The sequence below is a fragment of the Burkholderia sp. 22PA0106 genome (genome assembly GCF_047497155.1).
Lineage (GTDB): Bacteria > Pseudomonadota > Gammaproteobacteria > Burkholderiales > Burkholderiaceae > Burkholderia.
In genome coordinates, this window is record NZ_CP163163.1 from 2,926,876 (window position 1) to 2,943,654 (window position 16,779).

Annotated in this window: 14 protein-coding genes; 2 read left to right on the top strand and 12 right to left on the bottom strand. The window is 69.3% G+C overall.

Going from position 1 to position 16,779, the window contains the following annotated elements; genetic code table 11:
* Positions 1 to 33: 33 nt before the first annotated feature.
* The 10 genes from AB4850_RS27910 to AB4850_RS27955 all read right to left on the bottom strand — a co-directional run bounded on the left by AB4850_RS27910 (position 34) and on the right by AB4850_RS27955 (position 13,847).
* Complete coding sequence (locus AB4850_RS27910; protein WP_414445630.1) at positions 34 to 2,559, bottom strand: ABC transporter permease; 2,526 nt, start codon at positions 2,557 to 2,559, stop codon at positions 34 to 36.
* Between the two features lie 41 nt (positions 2,560 to 2,600).
* Complete coding sequence (locus AB4850_RS27915) at positions 2,601 to 3,218, bottom strand: DUF4126 domain-containing protein (RefSeq protein ID WP_414442667.1); 618 nt, start codon at positions 3,216 to 3,218, stop codon at positions 2,601 to 2,603.
* 356 nt (positions 3,219 to 3,574) lie between these two features.
* Positions 3,575 to 3,895, bottom strand: coding sequence for a quaternary ammonium compound efflux SMR transporter SugE (gene sugE / locus AB4850_RS27920; RefSeq protein WP_414442668.1), 321 nt, complete (start codon positions 3,893 to 3,895; stop codon positions 3,575 to 3,577).
* A gap of 235 nt (positions 3,896 to 4,130) precedes the next feature.
* Complete coding sequence (kdpE, locus tag AB4850_RS27925; protein ID WP_206131301.1) at positions 4,131 to 4,829, bottom strand: two-component system response regulator KdpE; 699 nt, start codon at positions 4,827 to 4,829, stop codon at positions 4,131 to 4,133.
* On the bottom strand, positions 4,822 to 7,755 hold the full coding sequence (locus tag AB4850_RS27930; RefSeq protein WP_414442669.1) for a DUF4118 domain-containing protein: 2,934 nt from the start codon (positions 7,753 to 7,755) through the stop codon (positions 4,822 to 4,824). The genes kdpE and AB4850_RS27930 overlap by 8 nt, the downstream gene beginning before the upstream one ends.
* Before the next feature lie 119 nt (positions 7,756 to 7,874).
* The gene (kdpC, locus tag AB4850_RS27935) at positions 7,875 to 8,456 is read right to left on the bottom strand and encodes a potassium-transporting ATPase subunit KdpC (RefSeq protein WP_414442670.1); all 582 of its coding nucleotides are present in this window, start codon (positions 8,454 to 8,456) and stop codon (positions 7,875 to 7,877) included.
* 12 nt (positions 8,457 to 8,468) lie between these two features.
* The gene (kdpB, locus tag AB4850_RS27940) at positions 8,469 to 10,556 is read right to left on the bottom strand and encodes a potassium-transporting ATPase subunit KdpB (protein WP_414442671.1); all 2,088 of its coding nucleotides are present in this window, start codon (positions 10,554 to 10,556) and stop codon (positions 8,469 to 8,471) included.
* 123 nt (positions 10,557 to 10,679) lie between these two features.
* On the bottom strand, positions 10,680 to 12,488 hold the full coding sequence (gene kdpA, locus AB4850_RS27945) for a potassium-transporting ATPase subunit KdpA (protein ID WP_414442672.1): 1,809 nt from the start codon (positions 12,486 to 12,488) through the stop codon (positions 10,680 to 10,682).
* Positions 12,485 to 12,577: a K(+)-transporting ATPase subunit F gene (kdpF, locus tag AB4850_RS27950; protein WP_206130663.1), complete on the bottom strand. Its 93-nt coding sequence runs from the start codon at positions 12,575 to 12,577 to the stop codon at positions 12,485 to 12,487. The genes kdpA and kdpF overlap by 4 nt, the downstream gene beginning before the upstream one ends.
* 292 nt (positions 12,578 to 12,869) lie before the next feature.
* A complete protein-coding gene (locus tag AB4850_RS27955; RefSeq protein WP_414442673.1) occupies positions 12,870 to 13,847 on the bottom strand; it encodes a quinone oxidoreductase family protein in 978 nt (325 codons plus the stop codon).
* A 262-nt stretch (positions 13,848 to 14,109) separates the two neighbouring features.
* On the opposite strand from AB4850_RS27955, the gene AB4850_RS27960 reads away from it, so the two are divergent.
* The gene (locus AB4850_RS27960) at positions 14,110 to 14,511 is read left to right on the top strand and encodes a hypothetical protein (RefSeq protein ID WP_414442674.1); all 402 of its coding nucleotides are present in this window, start codon (positions 14,110 to 14,112) and stop codon (positions 14,509 to 14,511) included.
* 42 nt (positions 14,512 to 14,553) lie between these two features.
* Here AB4850_RS27960 and AB4850_RS27965 read toward each other — a convergent pair whose 3' ends face one another.
* Positions 14,554 to 14,937: a methylglyoxal synthase gene (locus AB4850_RS27965; protein ID WP_414442675.1), complete on the bottom strand. Its 384-nt coding sequence runs from the start codon at positions 14,935 to 14,937 to the stop codon at positions 14,554 to 14,556.
* A 51-nt stretch (positions 14,938 to 14,988) separates the two neighbouring features.
* Positions 14,989 to 15,768, bottom strand: a complete 780-nt coding sequence (locus tag AB4850_RS27970; protein WP_414442676.1) for an SDR family oxidoreductase — start codon at positions 15,766 to 15,768, stop codon at positions 14,989 to 14,991.
* A gap of 242 nt (positions 15,769 to 16,010) precedes the next feature.
* On the opposite strand from AB4850_RS27970, the gene upp reads away from it, so the two are divergent.
* Positions 16,011 to 16,661, top strand: a complete 651-nt coding sequence (gene upp / locus AB4850_RS27975) for a uracil phosphoribosyltransferase (RefSeq protein ID WP_414442677.1) — start codon at positions 16,011 to 16,013, stop codon at positions 16,659 to 16,661.
* The last annotated feature ends 118 nt before the right edge of the window (positions 16,662 to 16,779 follow it).

Consider the following 16,779-nt stretch of genomic DNA (forward strand, 5'->3'; position numbering starts at 1 on the left):
GGCAAAAAGCGCAACGATACCGCAGCCGCGCGCTCAGGCGTCGCGCAAGGTATGCAGCGCCGGGCGCGACAGCACGTTGCGCAGGCTCCACCAACCGGCCGCCGCCGCGCAGACGACGCCCGCCACGATGCCGGCCGGCACCACCCACGGGTTGATCGCCATCTCGAACGAAAACACCTGGGTGGCCAGCACCCAGCCGATCGCCAGCGACCCCACCGCGGCGCAAGCGCCCGCGATCGTACCGACGATCACGAACTCCGCGCGCTGCACCGCGCCCACCTGCCTGCGCGACGCGCCGAGCGCGCGCAGCAGCGCCGCCTCGCGCATCCGCTCGTCGCGGCTGCCGGCCAGCGCCGTGTACAGCACCAGGATGCCGGCCGCCAGCGTGAAGCCGAACAGCATCTGCACCGCCCCCACCACCTGCAGCAGCACGCGCTGCAATTGCGCGAGGATCGGTGCCACGTCGATCGCGGTGATGCCCGGCTGCTGCGCGATCAGCCCGTCGATCACGCCCGAACGGCCGGGCGGCAGATGGAAGCTCGTGATGTACATCGCCGGAAAATCGCTCAGCGCGGCCGGCGGCATCAGCACGAAGAAGTTGACGCGGAACGTGCCCCAGTCGAGCTTGCGGATGCTGGTGACGGGCGCCTCGATGGTCAGCCCGGTCACGTCGAAGCGCAGCGTGTCGCCGAGCTTCACCTTCAAGGTCTTGGCGAGCCCGGCCTCGATCGAGATCTGCGGCTTCGGCGCGGCGCCGAACCAATGGCCCTCGACCACGCGGTTGTCATCGGGCAGTTGCGTGGTGTACGACAGGTTGAACTCGCGATCGACCAGCCGGCGGGCGTTCGCGTCGGGGAAGCTGTCCGGGTTGACGGTCTTGCCGTCGATCGCGATCAACCGGCCGCGCACCATCGGTTCGAGCGGTGCATCGTCGATGCCGTGCGAGGCCAGGTAGCGAACCACGCCGGGCCGCTGATCGGGCTGGATATCGATCAGGAACTGATTCGGCGCGTCGGGCGGCGTGGATTTGCGCCAGCCGGCCACCAGGTCGTCACGTGTGATCGAGATCAGCAGCAGGCACATGAGGCCCAGCGCCAGCGCCGTGATCTGCAGCGCGCTGGCGGTGCCGCGCCGGTGCAGCGAGGCGATCGCGTAACGCCAGCCGAGCCCCGCGCCGACGCGCGCGTCGCGCACCGCGCGGGCTGCCACGAACAGCGTCGCGCGCGCCACCGCCGCGAACAGCACCAGCCCGCCCGCGAAACCGCCCGCCACGATCAAGCCGAGCCGCAGGTTGCCGGCCGCGACGATCAGCAGCGCCGCGAACAGCACCACGCCGAGGCCGTAGCCGAGCCACGCGGTACGCCCCGCCTCGCCCCATTCACGGCGCAGCACGCGCACCGGCGGCACACGCGTCAGCGGCCACAGCGGCGGCAACGCAAAGCCGAGCAGCAGCACCAGCCCCGCGCCGACACCGACCAGCGCCGGTGCGATGCCCGGCTGCGGCAGCACCACGTCGATCAGGTTGCCGAGCGCGGACAACAGCGCCAGGTGGCCGAGATAGCCGAGCGCCGCGCCGAGCACGCCCGACACGATGCCGATCGCGACGAATTCCAGCGTAAACAGCCCGGCCAGCGTGCGCTGGCTGGTGCCAAGGCAACGCATCGCCGCGCAGCCGTCGAGATGCCGGCGCATGTAGCGCTGCGCGGCCATCGCGATGGCGACGGCCGACAGCAGCGCCGTCAGCAGCGACACGAGCGTCAGGAAATGGCGCGCACGGTCGAGCGTCTCGCGCACCTGCGGCTGCCCTTCCTGCAGCGATTCGAGCGCGACGCCGCGCAGCTTGCCGCCGTCCACGCGCTGGTGCGCGAGCGCCGCGAAGCGCGCGACGGCCGGATCGGGGCCGGCCACCAGCAGGCGATAGGTGACGCGGCTGCCGTAACCGATCAGCCCCGTCGACGCCAGTTCGTCCTGACGCAGCATCAGGCGCGGCGAAAAACTGACGAACGAGAAACCGCGGTCGAGTTCACGGGTGATCGCCGCCGACACGCGGAAGTCGCGCAGGCCGACACGCACCACATCGCCAATCTTCAGGTGCAGCGCGTCGAGCAGGGCCGGATCGGCCCACACCGTGCCGGGCGCCGGAATCGTGGCGGTGGCGCGGCCCGGCGCGTTCGGCGCGGCCGCGATCTCGACCCGGCCACGCAATGGATAACCGTCCGACACGGCCTTGACGGCTGCCAGCCGCGACGGCGCATTCGCGCCGGTGCCGCCCACCATGCTCGGGAAAATCGCCGTGGAAGCGGTGGAAAGGCCGTCCGCGCGCGCGGCAGCCGCGAAGGCCGGATCGACCGGATGATCGGCGCGCACCACGAAATCGGCGCCGAGCATCTGGCGCGCGTCGCGTTCCAGGCCGTGACGCAGCCGGTCGGACAGGAAACCCACGCTGGTCAGCGCCGCGACGGCCAGCACCAGCGCCAGCACCAGCAGCGTCAGCTCGCCCGAGCGCCAGTCGCGCATCGTCATCCGGATCGATTGCCGTACCAGCTCGCCCGGCGTCAGACGTGCGCCGCGCGCGGCGCGCCCTGCTTCATGCTGCGTGGTCAATCCTGCTTGCCTCCGAGTGAATTGAAGCGCGACACCATGTGATGCGCCATGCCGCGAAACCCGCCCGACACGCCGCGCCAGAGCCTCGGCAGCAGCCAGGCCATGAACGCCACGAAGCCGATCATCAGCAGCAGGAACAGCACCGGCACGAAGAAGGCCAGCGCCAGGCCGGCGAACACCATGCCGTCCTCGGTCGCCGAGGCGATCCAGTTCGACACCGGCTCCGGCGACAGGTTGATCAGCGCGCGCGTGCCGGCCTTGGCCACGTGGGCCGAGCCGGCCAGCGTGCCGCCCGCAAGCCCCGCAACGGCCAGCACCGTGGGATCGGCATGGCCGAGCGCGCCGGCCGCGAGCACCGCGCCGGCCGGAATCCGGATGAACGTGTGGATCGCGTCCCAGAGCGAATCGAACGCGGGAATCTTGTCGGCGAGGAATTCGGCGACAGCCAGCACGGCGGCCGCGCCGATCACCCACGGCGAGGTCAGCGCGGCCAGCGTGTCGGGAAGATGCACGAGGCCGGTGCGCGCCAGCACGCCGGCGATCAGAACCGTCAGATAGAGGCGCAGCCCGCTAGCCCACGCGAGCCCCGCGCCGAGCGAAATGGCCTCGACCATGTGTGGTCTCCTTGCGCGTCGAACGCGCACGCCGGCCGGGCGGCCGGCATAACGGAACCGCCGCCGATGCCCGGGCGGGCAACCGGCGGCGTAATTCCGAGACAATGATTTTGCATTATAGACGCGCCGCAACATGGGCTGCAGGGGATTGCCCCGCAGGCGGGGGCGAGCGTGCCCAATCTGCAACGCCAGAGGGAGGTTGCGGTTGCCGCGCGGGGCGTCGGAGCGGCTTCACCGCGACCTCGGCCGAGTGTCGGAGCGGCGTCGGGCGGACTTCGGGCCGGTTTTGGATCGGCTTTGGACCGGTTTCAAGCCGGTTTCATTCAAGCCCGCTTCAGGCCGGCTTCAAACCGGCTTCAAACCGGCGACGACAGCTTCAACCCGATCAACCCCAGCACGATCAGCGCCGCGCTCGCCACGCGGGCGACGGTCACGGCCTCACCCATCAACACGATGCCGAAGATGAATGCGCCAACCGCGCCGATGCCGGTCCAGACCGCATACGCGGTGCCGAGCGGCAACTGGCGCATCGCCATCGCGAGCAGCACGAAGCTGCCGAGCGCGGTCACGACCGTAAACACCGACGGCCAGAGCCGCGTAAAACCTTCGGACGACTTGAGACCCGCCGCCCAGGCCACTTCGAGCAGGCCGGCGATGAAAAGCAGGATCCAGGACATGAGACGACTCCACCGGGAAGGACGGGGCCGTCCCCGCGGATTGATTGACGCGCCGGGGTCGTCCCCGAGCAGGGGGCGAGTATAACAAAGCGCTTACAAACCGGCAGGGCGTGCGGGATCGACCCCATGCGCATCAGGGCAATGCGCGGCTTCGGTATCGTCGGTGCGCCCTTCGCCACGGCGCATCGCGTCGGCAAGCCTGCCAACAGGCCGGCGACCCGCGCGGCTCATCCCCTCAAGCCGCGCCCACCAGCCGATACCCCACCCCCGTCTCCGTCACGATGTGCTCCGGCTGCGCCGGATCGGCCTCGAGCTTTTGCCGCAGATGCGCCATGTAGATGCGCAGGTAATGATGGCTCTCCACGTGCGACGGCCCCCACACGTCGCGCAGCAGTTGCCGGTGCGTCAGCACGCGGCCCGCATGGCGCACCAGCGTCGCGAGCAGCCGGTATTCGAGCGGCGTCAGGTGCACCGGCGCGCCGCCGCGCGTCACCACGCGCAACGCCAGATCCACCGTGACCTCGCCGAACCGGACGCTCGGCGTATCGTTCGCGCCGCCCAGATTGCGCCGGCGCAGGTGCGCGCGGATGCGCGCGAGCAGCTCGGACACGCCGAACGGCTTGGTCAGGTAATCGTCCGCGCCGGCGTCGAGCGCGGCCACCTTCTCGTCCTCGCGCGTGCGCGCCGACAGCACGATCACCGGCAGCTCGGACCAGCCGCGCAGCTCGCGGATCACGTCGAGCCCGTCGGTATCGGGCAGGCCCAGATCGACGATCACCAGGTCGGGCTTGCGCGTGGCCGTCTCGATCAGCCCCTGCTTGCCGGTCTCCGCATCGAACACGGCGATGCCCTCCGCCTCCAGCGCGGTGCGCACGAAGCGGCGGATCTGTTTTTCGTCTTCGATCAGGACAACGGTCAGCGTCGGTTCACTCATGGTCGGGCGGCAAGGAAGAAGACAAGGGCGGCGCGGCAGCGGGCGGCACGACCCGCGCGTCGAGTGCGTCGAGTGCATCGAGTGCATCGAGGGCATCGAGTTCGGCCAGATCGGCCGCTGCGTCGTCGAGCACGGGCGGCGGGGCATCCACCGGCAGCGTGAACCAGAAGCTGGCGCCGGCAATCGAGCCGTCCGGCGCGAGCCGGTTCCGGGCGCCGATCTTACCGCCGTGCGCATCGACGATCGCGCGGCAGATCGCCAGCCCCAGCCCGATCCCGGGCGTGGCCGATTCCTTCTCGCCGCGCGTGAACTTGTCGAAGATGCGCGCCTCCATGCCGGCGCGCAGGCCCGGGCCGTGATCGTCGACACTCACGCGCACGAACGGCTGGCCGCCCTCCTCGATGCGTTGCGCGCCGATCGTCAGCGCGCTGCCGGCCGGCGTGTACTTGGCCGCGTTCTCGAACAGGTTCGCGAACAGGCGCTCCATCAGCACGGCGTCGGTCTGCAGCAGCGGCAAATCGGCCGGCAGCCGCACCTGCACCGGGTGCCGCGCCAACACGCGCTTGCAGGCGGCCAGCGCCGCGCCGACGGTTTCCTCCAGCAACGACCACTGCCGCTTCAGTTGCAGGCTGCCGGCCTGCAGCCGCGCCATGTCGAGCAGATTGGTGACGATGCCGGTCATGCGCAGCGCCTCGTCGTGGATCGCCTCGACCAGCGCGTGCTGCCGGCTTGCCATCTCGGGCAACGCGGGCAGGCCGGGCGATGCCTCCGGCGCCTGATCCGGCTTGGCGCCCTGCATCCCCGCCAGCATCGACGAGAACCCGACGATGGTCGTCAACGGCGTACGCAGATCGTGCGAAATCGCCGACAGCAGCGAATTGCGCAAGCGCTCGGACTCCATGCTGACCAGCGCATCGCGCGCGATCTCGACGTAATGCACGCGCTCCAGCGCCAGCGCGATCTGCGCGGCGAACGTGTCGAGCATGCGCTGCTGCTCGGGCGCATCGAGCTCGCGCGGGTCCTGCGCGAGCACCGCCAGCACGCCGCGCGTGCGCATCGGCGCCTTCAGCGGCAGGTACAGCGCTCGCGCCGCGGGCAGCGTATCGGTGCCGTGCCCGGCCGGCTTCTGCTGGTCGTACACCCACTGGCCGACATCGGTATCGAGCGCGGCGCCCGTCAGCGTGACAGCCTCGTCGGGGTTCTCGATCTGCTGGCGAACCTGCTCGGCGCCATCGGCGTTGTCGGGCAGCAGCATCGCCACGCGCGCGCGGAACACCTCGGCCACGTGCCGGCTGCCGATCTCGACGATCTGCTCGGCCGTCAGCGCGGCGGCCAGTTCGCGCGCCATCGCGTACATCGCGCCGGTGCGCCGCTCGCGCCGCTCGGCCAAGCCGGCCGACCGGCTCAGGCTCGATGTCAGATGGCTGATCACCAGCGAGGTCAGCAGCATGCCGAAGAAGGTCAGCAGATATTGCGTGTCGGTGACCGACAGCGACATGCGCGGCGGCACGAAGAAGAAATCGAACGCGGCCACCGACAGGAACGACTGCATGACGCCCGGCCCGCGCCCGAGCCGGACCGCGCTGAACACCACGCCGAGCAGGTAGAGCATGACCAGGTTGGTCAGGTCGAGGCGCGCCTGCGCGAGCGCGGCCACGCCAGTGAGCGCCGCGCAGATCAGCGCGGCCGCCACGTAATGGCGCGGCGGCGAGCGCTCGCCGGCCAACTGCACGAACGCATCGCGCCAGGCGCGCGCGCCGGCGTCGGCGGCGCCACGGCGCGGGTCGTCCTGCGCCGAGGTGCGCAGCAGCATCAGATCGAGATCGCCGGCGCGCTCGGCCAGCCGCTCGCCGAACGGCCGCGCGAGCCGCCGCCACAGGCCGGCGCGCGGCGAACCGCCGGCCACCAGCTTCGACACGTTACGCACCTGCGCATAGCCGATCAGCGCGGCCACCGGGTCGCCGCCCGCCAGCGTGACGGTTTCGGCGCCCAATTCGGCAGCCAGCTTCAGCGCGTCGAGCGGCGGCCGCCGCCGCGCGTCGTCGAGCCGCTGCGATTTCGGCGTTTCGACATAAACGGCGATCCAGTCGGCCTTGAGCCCGGCCGCCAGACGCGCGGCGGCACGCACCAGCGTGGGCGCCTCCGGCCCCGGCCCGACGCACACCAGCAGCCGCTCGCGCGCCTGCCAGATGCGCGCGATCGAGCGATCGGCGCGGTACTCGCGCATCTGCGCGTCGACGCGGTCGGCGGTGCGCCGCAGCGCCAGCTCGCGCAGCGCGATCAGGTTGCCCTTGCGGAAGAAGTTGCGCACCGCGCGCTCGGCCTGCTGCGGCAGATACACCTTGCCGTCGCGCATCCGTTCGAGCAGCTCGTCGGCGGGCAGGTCGACCAGCGTGACCTCGTCGGCCGCATCGAACACGTGGTCGGGCACCGTTTCCCAGACACGGATGCCGGTGATCGCGCCCACCACGTCGTTGAGGCTGTCGAGATGCTGGACGTTGACGGTGGTGTAGACGTCGATGCCCGCGTCGAGCAGCTCGTGCACGTCCTGCCAGCGCTTCAGGTGGCGCGCGCCGGTCACGTTCGAATGGGCCAGTTCGTCGACCAGCACGAGTTGCGGCCGGCGCGCGAGCGCGGCGTCGAGATCGAATTCGGCCAGCTGCCGGCCGCGATGCTCGAGCGCGAGCGGCGGCAGCAAGTCGAGCCCGTCGAGCAGCGCGGCCGTCTCACGGCGGCCGTGGGTTTCGACGATGCCGACCAGCACGTCCACGCCCTCGTCGGCGCGCACGCGCGCGGCCTGCAACATCGCGTAGGTCTTGCCGACGCCGGCCGACGCGCCGAAGAAGATCTTCAGCCGGCCGCGCTGCTGCTTCTCTTCCTCGCGCTGAAGCTTGTCGAGAAGCTGGTCGGGATCGGGGCGATTCATGCGGAGGGCGGTGCGCCGGCGGCGCGAGTCACGGTCGTGGCAAGCATTGTGGTGCCAAATCCCGAAAAAAGAAAAGGCGGCGCGGCCCAGGCCGCGCCGCAAAAGAAGTCCGCTGCCGATCAGTGCGCGGACTTGGCCGAGTCGAGCGCCAGGTTCAGCGCCAGCACGTTCACGCGCTGCTCGCCGAACAGGCCGAACTGGCGGCCCTGGGTGTGGGCGTCCACCAGTTGCCGCACGGCGTCGGCCGACATGCCGCGCGCGTGGGCGACGCGCGCCACCTGATACAGCGCGGCAGCCGGGCTGATTTCCGGATCGAGGCCGCTGCCCGAGGCGGTGACCAGGTCCACCGGCACCGGCTGGCTCAGGTCGGTGCCCGCCGCCTTCAGCGCGTCGAGGCGGCCCTTGACCTGATCGGTCAGCGCCGGGTTGGTCGGGCCGAGGTTCGAGGCGCTCGAACCCTGCGCGTTGTACGGCATCGGCGAGGTGGCCGACAGCCGGCCCCAGAAGTATTGCGGCGCGTCGAACGGCTGGCCGATCAGCGTGGAGCCGACCACCTTGCCGTTCAGCTCGATCAGGCTGCCGGACGATTGCGACGGGAACACCGCCGCGCCGAAGGCCGTCATCACGGCCGGATACGCGAGGCCCGTCACGGCGGTCAGCACCGCGAACAGGACGACGAGCGGACGAATCATGGTTTTCATGGCGTAACTTCCTTATACCCAGCCGAGCGTGGCGAGCACGATGTCGATCAGCTTGATGCCGACGAACGGCACCAGGATCCCGCCGAGTCCGTAGATCAGCAGGTTGCGGCGCAGCAGCGTGGCGGCGCCGAGCGCGCGATAGCGCACGCCCTTCAACGCCAGCGGAATCAGCAGCACGATGATCAGCGCATTGAAGATCACCGCGGACATGATGGCCGAGGCCGGCGTGGCCAGATGCATCACGTTCAGCGCGTTCAGTTGCGGATAGGTGGTGGCGAACGCGGCCGGGATGATCGCGAAATACTTGGCGATGTCGTTGGCGATCGAGAAGGTCGTCAGCGAGCCGCGCGTCATCAGCATCTGCTTGCCGATCTCGACGATCTCGATCAGCTTGGTCGGGTTCGAATCGAGGTCGACCATGTTGCCGGCCTCTTTCGCGGCCTGCGTGCCGGTGTTCATTGCCACCGCGACGTCGGCCTGGGCGAGCGCCGGCGCGTCGTTGGTGCCGTCGCCCGTCATCGCCACGAGGCGTCCGGCCGACTGATGCTCGCGGATCGTCGCGAGCTTGGTTTCGGGCGTGGCTTCGGCGAGGAAATCGTCCACCCCGGCCTCGGCCGCGATGGCCGCGGCGGTCAGGCGGTTGTCGCCCGTCACCATGATGGTCTTGATGCCCATCTTGCGCAGTTCGGCGAAACGCTCCTTGATGCCGCCCTTGACGATGTCCTTCAGCTCGATCACGCCGAGCACGCGCGCACCCTGCTCGCCCAGGCGTTCGGCCACTACCAGCGGCGTGCTGCCCTTGCGCGCGACGTCGTCCACCGCGCGGCGCACGTCCTCCGGAAAGCGTCCGCCATGTGCTTCGACATACTGACGAATCGCATCGGCCGCGCCCTTGCGGATCTCGCGCTCGGGCAGATCCACGCCGCTCATGCGGGTGGTGGCCGAGAAGCCGATGAAGGTGGCCTGCAACGCCGCCATGTCGCGCTGGCGCAGGTTGAAGCGGGTCTTGGCCAGCACCACGATGCTGCGACCTTCCGGCGTTTCGTCGGCCAGCGACGACAGTTGCGCCGCATCGGCCAGCGCTTCCTCGGGCACGCCCGCGGCCGGCACGAATTCGGATGCCTGACGATTGCCGAGCGTGATGGTGCCGGTCTTGTCGAGCAGCAGCACGTCCACGTCGCCGGCGGCCTCGACCGCGCGGCCCGAGGTGGCGATCACGTTGGCCTGCATCATGCGGCTCATGCCGGCCACGCCGATCGACGACAGCAGCCCGCCGATGGTGGTCGGGATCAGGCACACCAGCAGCGCCACCAGCGCGGTGATCGTCACCACGTGGCCGGCGTTCATCGCCTGCACCGAGAAGATCGAGAACGGCAGCAGCGTGGCGGTGGCCAGCAGCATGACGATCGTCAGCGCAACCAGCAGGATGGTCAGCGCGATCTCGTTCGGGGTCTTCTTGCGCTTGGCGCCTTCGACCATCGCGATCATGCGGTCGAGGAACGCCTCGCCCGGGTTCGCCGTGACCTTCACGACGATCCAGTCCGACAGCACGCGCGTGCCGCCCGTCACCGACGAAAAATCGCCGCCCGACTCGCGGATCACCGGCGCCGATTCGCCCGTGATGGCCGATTCGTCGACCGAGGCCACGCCGTCGATCACCTCGCCGTCGGCGGGGATCACGTCGCCGGTTTCGACCAGCACCACGTCGCCTCGGCGCAGGTCGCTGGCGGTCGTGATGCGCACCGGCGATTTCGGATGCGGCTCGTTGAGCTTCTTGGCCATCACGTCTTTCTTGGCGCTGCGCAGCGACGCGGCCTGCGCCTTCGAGCGGCCCTCGGCCAGCGCCTCGGCGAAGTTCGCGAACAGCACCGTGAACCAGAGCCACAGCGTGACGGCCAGGATGAAGCCGGCCGGTGCCTCGGCCTGGCCGGCAAGCGCCGCGATCCAGAGGATGGTGGTCAGCACGCTGCCGACGTAGACGCAGAACATCACCGGATTGCGGAACTGCGTGCGCGGCGTGAGTTTCTTGAACGAATCGACGATCGCCGGGCGCAGCAGCGCCGGGTCGAACATCGATCGTGTAGCGGAATGTTGATTCATTGTGATCCTCGATGGCATCGCGAACGATGCGCGGATTCCGACTTCCCGTTTCCTGTTGGCGGGCGGCGGGCCGGCGGCGCTTGCCGCGCGGCCCGTCCTGCCCGATGCACGCTCAGCGCGTGCTCAATGCGAGTTGACGAACAGCATCAGGTGCTCGACACCCGGGCCGAGCGCGAGCGCCGGCACATAGGTCAGCGCGCCCACCAGCAGCACCGAACCGAGCAGCAGCACCACGAACAGCGGGCCGTGCGTCGGCAGCGTGCCGCTGGTCGCGGCGATGCGCTTCTTGGCCGCCAGCGAGCCGGCGATCGCCAGCACCGGCACGATCGTGCCGAAGCGCCCGAACCACATCGCGATCGCCGTCAGCCAGTTGTAGAACGGCGTGCTGACCGTCAGGCCCGCGAACGCGCTGCCGTTGTTGTTGGCGGCCGAGCTGAACGCGTAGAGGATCTCCGAGAAGCCGTGCGGCCCCGGATTGGCGATCCCCGCGCGGCCGGCCTCGGACAGCACCGCGAGCGACGTGCCCACCAGCACCAGCAGCGGCGTGAGCAGCACCACGATCGACACCATCTTCATCTCGAACGATTCGATCTTCTTGCCGACGTATTCGGGCGTGCGGCCGATCATCAGGCCCGCCACGAACACCGCCAGCAGCGCGAACACGAGCATCCCGTAGAGGCCGGAGCCCACCCCGCCGAAGATCACCTCGCCGAGCTGAATCAGCAGCATCGGCACCAGCCCGCCGACCGGCGTCAGCGAATCGTGCGCGCCGTCCACCGCGCCGCACGAGGCGGCCGTGGTGGTCACCACGAAGATGCTGGTCTGGGCGATGCCGAAGCGGGTTTCCTTGCCTTCCATGTTGCCGCCCGCCTGCAGGCCGCTCGCGCCCTGGTCGACGTGCAGCGCCGTGAACTGCGGGTTGCCGCGCTGCTCGGAGGCCGCCTCGACACCCACCGCCGCCGCGAACGCCACCGTCATCGCCGCGAGTACCGCGACGCCCTGCCGGCGGTCGCCGATCATGCGGCCGAACACCAGACACAGCGCGGCCGGCAGGATCAGGATCGACAGCATCTCGATCATGTTCGAGACCGGCGTGGGGTTTTCGTACGGATGCGCCGAGTTGCCGTTGAAGAAGCCGCCGCCGTTGGTGCCGAGCATCTTGATGGCTTCCTGCGTGGCCACCGGGCCCAAGGCCAGCGTCTGCGTCTTGAGCGGCGTGGCGACCGTCACCGGGTTGCCCTTGTCGTCCTTGACCGGGTTGCCCTGCGCGTCGAGCTTCGGCGCCTGGTACGTGCTGGCCTGCAGCGTCGGCACGTCGGTGTAGGCGCGGAAGTTCTGGATCACGCCCTGGCTCATCAGCAGCGCCGCGACCACCGCCGACATCGGCACCAGCACGTACAGCGTCACGCGCGTCAGGTCGACCCAGAAGTTGCCGATGGTCTTCGCGGTATGACGCGCGAAGCCGCGGATCAGCGCGATCACCACCACGATGCCGGTGGCCGCCGACAGGAAGTTCTGCACCGTCAGGCCGAGCATCTGCGTGAGGTAGCTGACCGTCTGCTCGGGCGAATAGTCCTGCCAGTTGGTGTTGGTGACGAAGCTGACGGCCGTGTTGAACGCGCCGTCCACCGTCATCGGCGGAAACTGCTGCGGGTTGCCGGGCAGCCATTGCTGGAGACGCAGCAGCGCGTAGAGCAAGAACATGCCGAGCACGTTGAACGCGATCGTCGCGAACGCGTACTGCTTCCACGACATCTCCGCGCCCGGATCGACGCCCGCGATGCGGTACAGCACGCGTTCGAGCGGCCCGAACACGCGCACGATGCGCGACGAGCCGTCCATCACGCGGGTCAGATAGCCGGCGACGGGCACCGCCAGCGCCAGCAGCACGACGAGGAAGATCCCCGCCTGCATCAGATCGTTCGCGCTCATTCGATGTCCTCCGCGCGCAGCAGCGCGTAGATCAGATAGGCGAACAACAGCGCGGTCGACAGCCCCGCGAGCCATAGCATCCAGTTCATTGACGCCCCCCGCGACCATATTGCGAGAGCTTGTCGCACCCCGCGACGAGCGCAGCGATCAGCACTGAAAACAGTGCGAGACCACCGATATACAGCGCATCCATTGTTGTGTTCTCCGTGTTCCTGTTCGAACGGATGCAACGTTATGGGAATGCGCGTAAAGGGCAGGTCAAAGGTGGGCGGGCGGGTGTAAAAAACGCGTAAACGCGGCAGGCGCCGGGGGACGGCCGGAAAAGCGCGCGGCCGCCCTGGAGGCGGCCGCGGCGTGAAGCGGGGGAATGAAGCGGAGCGGTTACGGCAGCAGGATCGTCGAGCCGGTGGTGCGGCGCGCTTCGAGATCGCGATGGGCCTCGGCCACGTTCGCCAGCTGATAGCGCTGGCGCACGTTGGTCTTGACCTTGCCCGAGATCACCACGTCGAACAGCTCGGCCGCGCCGCGTTCGAGATCGGCGCGCTTGGCGATGTAGGTAAACAGCGACGGGCGCGTGAAGAACAGCGAGCCGCGCGAGGCGAACTCCTTCGAGTCGATCGCGGGCAGCGGGCCGGACGCGTTGCCGAAGCTGACGAACAGGCCGAGCGGCGCGAGGCTGTCGAGCGACGAAACGTAGGTGTCCTTGCCGATCGAGTCGTACACCACGGGCACGCCCGCGCCGTTCGTGATCTCCTTCACGCGCTTGGCGAACTCGGGCTCGCGCGTGTAGACGATCGCGTGGTCGCAGCCGTGCGCCTTGGCCAGATCGGCCTTTTCGTCGGAACCGACCGTGCCGATCACCGTCGCGCCGAGCGCCTTGGCCCACTGGCAGACGATCAGCCCGACGCCGCCGGCCGCCGCGTGAATCAGAATCGTGTCGCCCGCCTTGACCGGATAGGTGCGGCGCAGCAGGTATTGCGCGGTCAGGCCTTGCAGCATCAGCGAGGCGGCGTCCTCGTAGCCGATCGCATCGGGCAGCTTGACGAGCTTCTCGGCCGGCAGCACGCGCTCCTCGGCATACGAGCCGGGCGGCACGCCGGTGTAGGCGACGCGGTCGCCCACCTTAAGCGCGCCGACACCCTCGCCCACCGCCACCACCTCGCCCGCGCCTTCCTGGCCGAGCCCGCCCGGCAGCGGTTGCGGATAAAGGCCGGTGCGGAAATAGACGTCGATGTAGTTGAGGCCCACCGCGTGGTGCTTCACGCGCACCTCGCCGGCCTTCGGTTCGCCGACCTCGACGTCGACCCACTTCATCACTTCCGGGCCGCCCGGTTGGTCGTAACGGATTGCTTTCGGCATGCGTCGTGCTCCTGAGTTGGATGTTCGGGGGATTCGGCCGTCTCGCGACGGGATGAGGGATTTTCGCGCGGCGGGGGAAATCGTGCTGGCAGCCGCTACGCCGGGAAGCGGCACCGGGAAGCCGCGTCATGTAAAGAAATGAATTCTTCAGACAAAACCATCAAGGCCTGCCTGCTCATGCCGTTAAGCACGGGTCGGCGCGCTCGTGCCGACGCGATGTGCAAACGTGCAGTCCACATAACTTGAAGAAAGGATCCGAGTCATGCGCATTTCCGTTGTCGCAACCCTTCTGCTCGCGCTGGCATCCACCGCACAAGCCGCGACTTCCATCACGGTCGACGGGCGGCAGAACTGCATCCAGAGCGCGCTCTCGCCAGGCGCCGCGCCCTATGGCACCGCTGCGACGTTCCAACTCTCGCCGGGCCGGTACGTGATGTCGCTGTCGGCGAACACCATGTCCTGCTCGTCCGGCGACTGCCCGATCAACACCGTGATCGTGCAGGGCGGCGTCCTCAATGCGAAATGGGGCGTGCCGGTGACCACCCAGCCGATCGTCGTGGATGTGGGCGGCAACGGCGCATCGACCCTGTACGGCTACACCTCCGACGATGTCTGCTCGGACAACACCGGCCAGGCCACGCTGCTGATCCAGCAGGCCTACTGACCGGCATCGGCATGCGCCGGGCTCGATGCCCGGCGCGTCACCTCACCCCAGCCGCCGCACCAGATCATCCAGCAGCACCCGCGCCGTCGCCACGTTGGTGGCCACCGGCACGTTGTGCACGTCGCACACGCGCACCAGCGCGTTGATGTCGGGATCGTGCGGCTGCGCGGTCATCGGGTCGCGCAGGAACACCACCATCTGCACGAGGCCCGAGGCCAGTTCCGCGCCGATCTGCTGATCGCCGCCGAGCGGGCCGGACAGCTTGCGCTCGACCTCCAGCCCATGCGCGCTCGCGATCCGGCCGCCGGTCGTGCCGGTGGCCAGCAGCGTGCAGCGCGCCAGCGTGTCGCGATAGGCGCCCGTGAGCGCGACGATCTCGTCCTTCTTGGCGTCGTGCGCGATCAGCGCAATGCGGGGTGCATCCATGCGGGTCAATCCTCGTGGGTCGAAAGGGGGCAACGGGCGGGCGCGGCGCGCTCAGAACGTGCCGGGATAGGCGCCGCCGTCCAGCAGCCAGTTCTGGCCGGTGATGTAGCCGGCATGCGCGCTGCACAGGAACGCGCAGGCCGCGCCGAACTCGTCGGGCTGCCCGAGCCGGCGCGCCGGGATCTCCTGGGTGCGGCGCGCGCGCATCTCGTCGACGCTCTTGCCGGCCGCCTGCGCCGACGCCGTCAGCGTGGTCTTGATGCGGTCGGTGTCGAACAGGCCCGGCAGCAGGTTGTTGATCGTCACGTTGTGCTCGGCCACCTTGCGCGACAGCCCCGCCACGAAGCCCGTCAACCCCGAGCGCGCGCCGTTGGACAGCGCCAGCACATCGATCGGCGCCTTCACCGCCGAGCTGGTGACATTGACGATGCGCCCGAAACGGCGCGCGATCATGCCGTCGACGGTGGCGCGGATCAGTTCGATCGGCGTCAGCATGTTGGCGTCGACGGCGCGGATCCAGTCGTCGCGCGAGAAATCGCGAAAATCGCCCGGCGGCGGTCCGCCCGCGTTGGTCACGAGAATGTCGGGCTGCGGGCAGGCCGCCAGCGCCAGCTCGCGGCCTTGCGGCGTGGTGATGTCGCAGGCGACGGCCGTGACGTCCGCGCCGGTGGTACGGCGGATGTGTTCGGCGGTCGCGTCGAGCGTTTCCTGGGTGCGCGCCACGATCACGAGCTTCACGCCTTCGGCGGCCAGCGCCTGCGCGCAGCCGCGTCCGAGCCCCTTGCTGGCCGCGCATACGAGCGCGGTGCGTCCTGCGATTCCGAGATCCATTCGAGCCGGTTCCTTGCTGTCAGTGAGCGGCGTGAGCCGCACCGATGCGGCGGCCCGGCCGGCGCGGGCGGCCACCGCCGGCGAAACCGCGCCGCAGCCGCCCCGCGCCGCCGGCCGGGCCGCCGCGCGAGAGAGGTCGATAATATCCGGATCGCGCCGGCCATCTTCGGTAAACTTGCGTCACCGCGCCGCGCGACACGCGCCGCTTCCCGATCTCCACGCACCGTTTTCCGCCGCCCGTCATGACCCAGGACAGCCGCTTTCCGAACCTCTTCATCCTCGATCACCCGCTGATCCAGCACAAACTCACCCACATGCGCGACAAGGACACGTCCACGCGCACGTTCCGCGAGTTGCTGCGCGAGATCACGATGCTGATGGGCTATGAAATCACCCGCAACCTGCCGATCACCACGAAACGGGTCGAAACCCCGCTGGTCGAGATCGACGCGCCCGTGATCGCCGGCAAGAAGCTGGCCATCGTGCCGGTGCTGCGCGCCGGCATCGGCATGTCGGACGGCCTGCTCGACCTGGTGCCGTCGGCACGTGTCGGCCACATCGGCGTATTCCGCGCCGACGACCACCGCCCGGTCGAATACCTGGTGCGGCTGCCCGACCTGGAAGACCGCAACTTCATTTTGTGCGACCCGATGATCGCCACCGGCTACTCGGCCGTGCACGCCGTCGACGTGCTCAAGCGCCGCAACGTGCCCGGCGAGCGGATCGCGTTCCTCGCGCTGGTCGCCGCGCCCGAGGGCATCCAGGTGTTCCAGGACGCGCATCCGGACGTCAAGGTCTATGTGGCCTCGCTCGATTCGCACCTGAACGAACACGCCTACATCATCCCGGGCCTCGGCGACGCCGGCGACCGCCTGTTCGGCACCAAGAACTGAGCCGCCGACGGCGGGCACGCGCGCGGGCAAGGTGCGCAGGCGAAGCTGCGCCGCCGACCGCTCGCGCCCCGCGCGACATCCCGGCCGGGCCGCCGCACGCCCTTCGTTTCGATCCTGC